The sequence below is a fragment of the Sediminibacterium sp. GW821-FHT12F12 genome, from assembly GCF_058806635.1.
The window spans coordinates 1-4,564 of sequence record NZ_JBXAPW010000025.1 but is presented as its reverse complement, the minus strand read 5'-3'; the positions used below and the strand labels follow the sequence as shown (position 1 = coordinate 4,564).

The following is a 4,564-nucleotide window of genomic DNA, read 5'->3' as shown; positions in this document are numbered from 1 at the left end:
TTTTATCCACTTTTACACATATTAATGTCGAATAACTATCAATAAAGCGAATTTTAAACAGCTTCTTAGGCGGACTGGTTAGTATTTTTTATCGAACACCCTGAATTGGCAGTTTTTATTTTTCCAACTTAAGAAATTTAGCATTGCCTGATAGCACAACACGTTAACAACATTTAACCTAATTTGCTTAATCAAATTTTGATGTATGCGTGTAAGCAGTATTGCAGTGTTTTGCGGATCAAAATCCGGTAACAATCCCTTGTACGAAAAAGAAGCGGCAGCCCTGGGTAAACTGATGGCCGATAAAAATATCACGATCATCTACGGCGGTGGCAATAAGGGCTTGATGGGGGCCGTGGCCAATGCCTCGATGGACCAGGGAGGCAAAGTGATCGGGGTGATTCCCAAAGTGTTACTCGAATGGGAAGCGCAGCATGAAGGTATTACCGAATTACGGGTGGTAGAAGACATGCATGTGCGTAAAAAGACGATGTATGAGCTCTGCGATGCAGCTATCATTCTCGCCGGTGGAAACGGAACCTTAGATGAATTTTTCGAAATGCTTACCTGGAACAACCTCAATATCCACAACAAAAAAATCGTGCTGTTGAATACTGCAGGTTTCTATCAACACCTGATCGAGCATATTGATACCATGGCCAAAGAAGGATTTCTCTATGATAACTGGCGAACCCGCTTGATCGTTTGCGATACAGCGCAGGCAGCTATCGACGCCTTGGCTTAAGATACATACCAAAACCCGCACGGAATACCGGTAAGGGATCATTATACTGATCGCGGTAAGGAGAGTTCAGGTTCTGCATCACATCGATCATCAGTGTTACATACGAATAGTGCGAGCCCAGAACACGGGTACCATACCCTACACCCACCAGTAAACTGCCGGCATTGTATTTATAGGTGCCCGATTGTCCGGTAAGCACGTTTTTCTGACTGGAACTGATCCAGTTATATTCTGGCTGTACCTGAAAATGCAGAAAACTCAGCGGCCATACGCGCAGAAAAGGACCTCCCCCGAAATTGAAATTGCGGAAACGGATATTGCTGAAGTCGGACGCGTTCTGCGAAAAGTAATTGATATTGAGCGAGACACCCGCATCTAACCAGCGGGTAACACTATACCCAACCTCCGGATTCAGCCCCACATTAAAGGAACGGTTGGCAATACCGAGGTTCAGGCTGGTTCCGAGGAAAATATTCTCTTGTTTGAATTTGCCTTTTTGCTCATCAGCTGCCTGCTGTTGGGCAGAAGCGATGGTGCAGATGGTCAATAAAAAGAATGCAACAGTCAGTTTCAGGTTCTTCATAACACGCATTTACTGCAAACCTACTCATTTAGTCAGGTATGCAGATTTTTTGTTATCTAAAAAAATGTTAGGATGAGGCAAAAAAGAAGGGTTTAGCGCAAAACCTTCACTGTCAACCTTCCTGCGGCTCTTTTGCAGGCCAGATACCCAATTTGTTGCAATAGCCGAAAACGATTTCTAAAACATTCAAAATACGTGAGTTATCTATATCTATTATTTAGTTAATCTGGAGCTATATTGGATATTCTGCAAGAAACCCGGTATCAATTGCATTTTTTTTATGTGTACCCGCAACACATAAAAAATTCGGAAAGCGTTAAACAATTACTTTTGCAATCTAACTAACGTTTGTTCGTATATGATGGCTGCTACCATAGATCCCAAACAGATACTACAGGAATTAGGGTTTACCCCGCAAACAACTATTCATTACCAGTTATCGCCCGAAGAGCTGGCAGAACAGACCGTACTGCGCGGTCAGGGTGTACTGAACGATACCGGCGCGCTCTGTATCCGTACCGGAGAATTTACCGGGCGCAGTCCGAAAGACAAATTCATTGTAAAGGATGCGTTGACAGAAACGACGGTTGACTGGAACGGTTTTAATATTCCCATCGACGAAAAATATTTTCACCAGCTGAAGAAAAAACTGCTGGATTACCTCGCTGCCAAAGAAGAAGTATGGGTGCGCGATGCGCAGGCCTGCGCCGATCCGGCACACAGGATGAATATCCGTGTCATCAACGAACATCCCTGGAGTAATCTGTTTGCACACAATATGTTCCTGCGCCCGGCAGAGGAAGAACTTGCTGGTTTTGCACCGGAATGGCATATCATACAGGCGCCGGGCTTTACGGCAGATCCGAAAGAAGACGGTACCAGACAACACAATTTTGCGGTTATTTCCTTTACACACAAAACCATTCTGATCGGCGGCACCGGTTATACGGGTGAGATCAAAAAAGGAATTTTCAGTGTGCTCAATTTTCTGCTGCCCAACGAAAAAAATGTGTTGAGCATGCATTGCAGTGCCAATATGGGCAGGGAAGGAGATGTGGCTGTTTTCTTTGGTTTGAGCGGCACCGGTAAAACAACACTCAGTGCCGACCCCAACCGCAAACTGATAGGCGATGATGAACATGGCTGGACAGATAACACCGTATTTAATTTTGAAGGCGGCTGTTATGCCAAAACCATTGACCTGAGTGAGGAAAAAGAACCCGAGATCTTCCGTGCTATCAGACCCTCTGCCCTGGTAGAGAACATTCATTTTTATCCCGGCACCCGCCAGATCGATTTCAGCAGTAAAGAAATTACCGAGAATACAAGGGTGAGTTATCCGCTGGGCTTTATCAGCAATGCGCTGGAACCCAGTATTGGCGGACTGCCCAGAAATATCTTCTTTTTAACCTGCGATGCCTATGGGGTATTGCCTCCCATCAGCCGATTGTCTGCTGGCCAGGCCATGTACCAGTTCATCAGCGGGTATACGGCTAAAGTGGCGGGTACCGAAGCGGGTGTTACCGAACCCAAAACCACGTTCAGTGCCTGTTTTGGCGCACCATTTTTACCCCTGCATCCCGGTAAATATGCGGCCATGCTGGGAGAGAAAATGCGTAAACACGAAGTAAATGTATGGATGATCAATACCGGTTGGAGCGGGGGCCCTTATGGCATTGGTAACCGTATGAAGCTGGCTTATACTCGTGCCATGATCACCGCGGCGCTGGAAGGCAAACTGGACAACGTGGGCTACGAAACCCATCCTGTATTTGGGATGGAAATGCCATTGAGCTGCCCCGGTGTACCACCAAAAATTTTAAACCCACGCAGCACCTGGGCGGATAAAACTGCCTATGATGCCAAAGCGAAGGACCTGGCTATTCAATTTGTGCAGAATTTTGAAAAATACGCTTCGGGCGTTTCGGAAGAAATTCTGCAGGCCGCACCCAAAATCTAACTGCTTATTTTTTCCGCTTGGGCGGGATACAAATGGTCTCTTCGGTTGCTTGTCTGTTACAAGGAACGCCACCCAAAAGGTGGCGTTTTCTGTTATGGGTTTTAGGGATTCTATATGGGTGATTACTCAATGCCATCAACGGTTGTATGAAAAGTAGGGATAAAGCAACCATCCACATTACATTGGTTTAAATACAATTAGGTTAGTCACCAACACCTCTCATATAGCTTAGAATAAATTTTTCTTATATTCATTAAGTGCTAGTTATGCATGCAAAGCCAACCTGAATGGCTGTATTGGTGCAACAGTTTAGCGCGTATAACTAAGTTGTGTACAATATGAAGAATGACAATAATCATAGATGAGACTAAAAGCAATATTTTCTAAATTCAACCAAGCTGACAGCAATTTTGACTTTGATAAAATCAAAGTCGCAAATCCATCATTATGGAAAAAGCTAAAAAAGCAATTTGACACAGGTAGAAAAATTGTTCATATTCAACTTAATAATGGGTTAGATAGGACAAATGAAAATGCTTTGCGATATTATCTAATGGAATACGCAAGTAGGCTCCTACAATATGGACCAAAATCACTTCCTACTTCATTCAATACTCTGGAGCCGTTCTTTATTTTTAATCATCATAATTCAGTAATACAGTTACTTTCGGAAGAGGAGTCTTATGGAGTTTCACTAGTTGACTTTTTAGATCATGTAACAGACCGAGGTTTCGATTTAGAAAAAATTGATTTTTATGATAATATTCCTGAAAATGTGATATACCATTTCTCTTTCACTACAGGATTTGATGAAATCAATTTTTCAAACAATGATAAGACATTTATAATCGGAGGACTTTCATTAGTACGACAAGGAGATGAAGTATCAATCTTGATGCAAGCAGGTGAATCTTACGACAAACAAAAGGCTGAAGAATATTTCAAGAATTTCACAAGAAGTTCGATTGAACAATCACTAAATCCATCGAAGAAAGCTATAGGAATGCATATCGAAAGTGAAGAAGAACCTAAAGTTGTTAATTTTAAAGAAAGAAGCGATTTATGGGCTCATAATGTCGCAATGCTATTCGATTTAAAAAGTAAAAGTATTGATCTTAGATTTGTAGCACGAGATGAAAATATAAGCTTCAGTCTATTTAGTGATGATTTCTTTGCTATTTTCCATAGCCAAGATAAATTAAGAAGCTGTTTGAGTTAAATAAATAAAAGAGGCTAATGTGGAAAGGATAGACTAAAGATTGGAAGTCAGTCGTTG

Annotated in this window: 4 protein-coding genes; 3 read left to right on the top strand and 1 reads right to left on the bottom strand. The window is 42.4% G+C overall.

The window, feature by feature from the left end:
• Window positions 1–205: 205 nt before the first annotated feature.
• Window positions 206–745, top strand: coding sequence for an LOG family protein (locus AC1RNB_RS18515; RefSeq protein WP_493085237.1), 540 nt, complete (start codon window positions 206–208; stop codon window positions 743–745).
• Here AC1RNB_RS18515 and AC1RNB_RS18510 read toward each other — a convergent pair.
• On the bottom strand, window positions 726–1,328 hold the full coding sequence (locus tag AC1RNB_RS18510; protein WP_493085235.1) for a hypothetical protein: 603 nt from the start codon (window positions 1,326–1,328) through the stop codon (window positions 726–728). The two genes, AC1RNB_RS18515 and AC1RNB_RS18510, sit on opposite strands and share 20 nt — an antisense overlap.
• 358 nt (window positions 1,329–1,686) lie before the next feature.
• On the opposite strand from AC1RNB_RS18510, the gene pckA reads away from it, so the two are divergent.
• Entirely contained in the window at window positions 1,687–3,288 is a 1,602-nt protein-coding gene (gene pckA / locus AC1RNB_RS18505; RefSeq protein ID WP_493085234.1) for a phosphoenolpyruvate carboxykinase (ATP), read from the top strand.
• Between the two features lie 361 nt (window positions 3,289–3,649).
• Window positions 3,650–4,507, top strand: a complete 858-nt coding sequence (locus AC1RNB_RS18500) for a hypothetical protein (RefSeq protein ID WP_493085232.1) — start codon at window positions 3,650–3,652, stop codon at window positions 4,505–4,507.
• The last annotated feature ends 57 nt before the right edge of the window (window positions 4,508–4,564 follow it).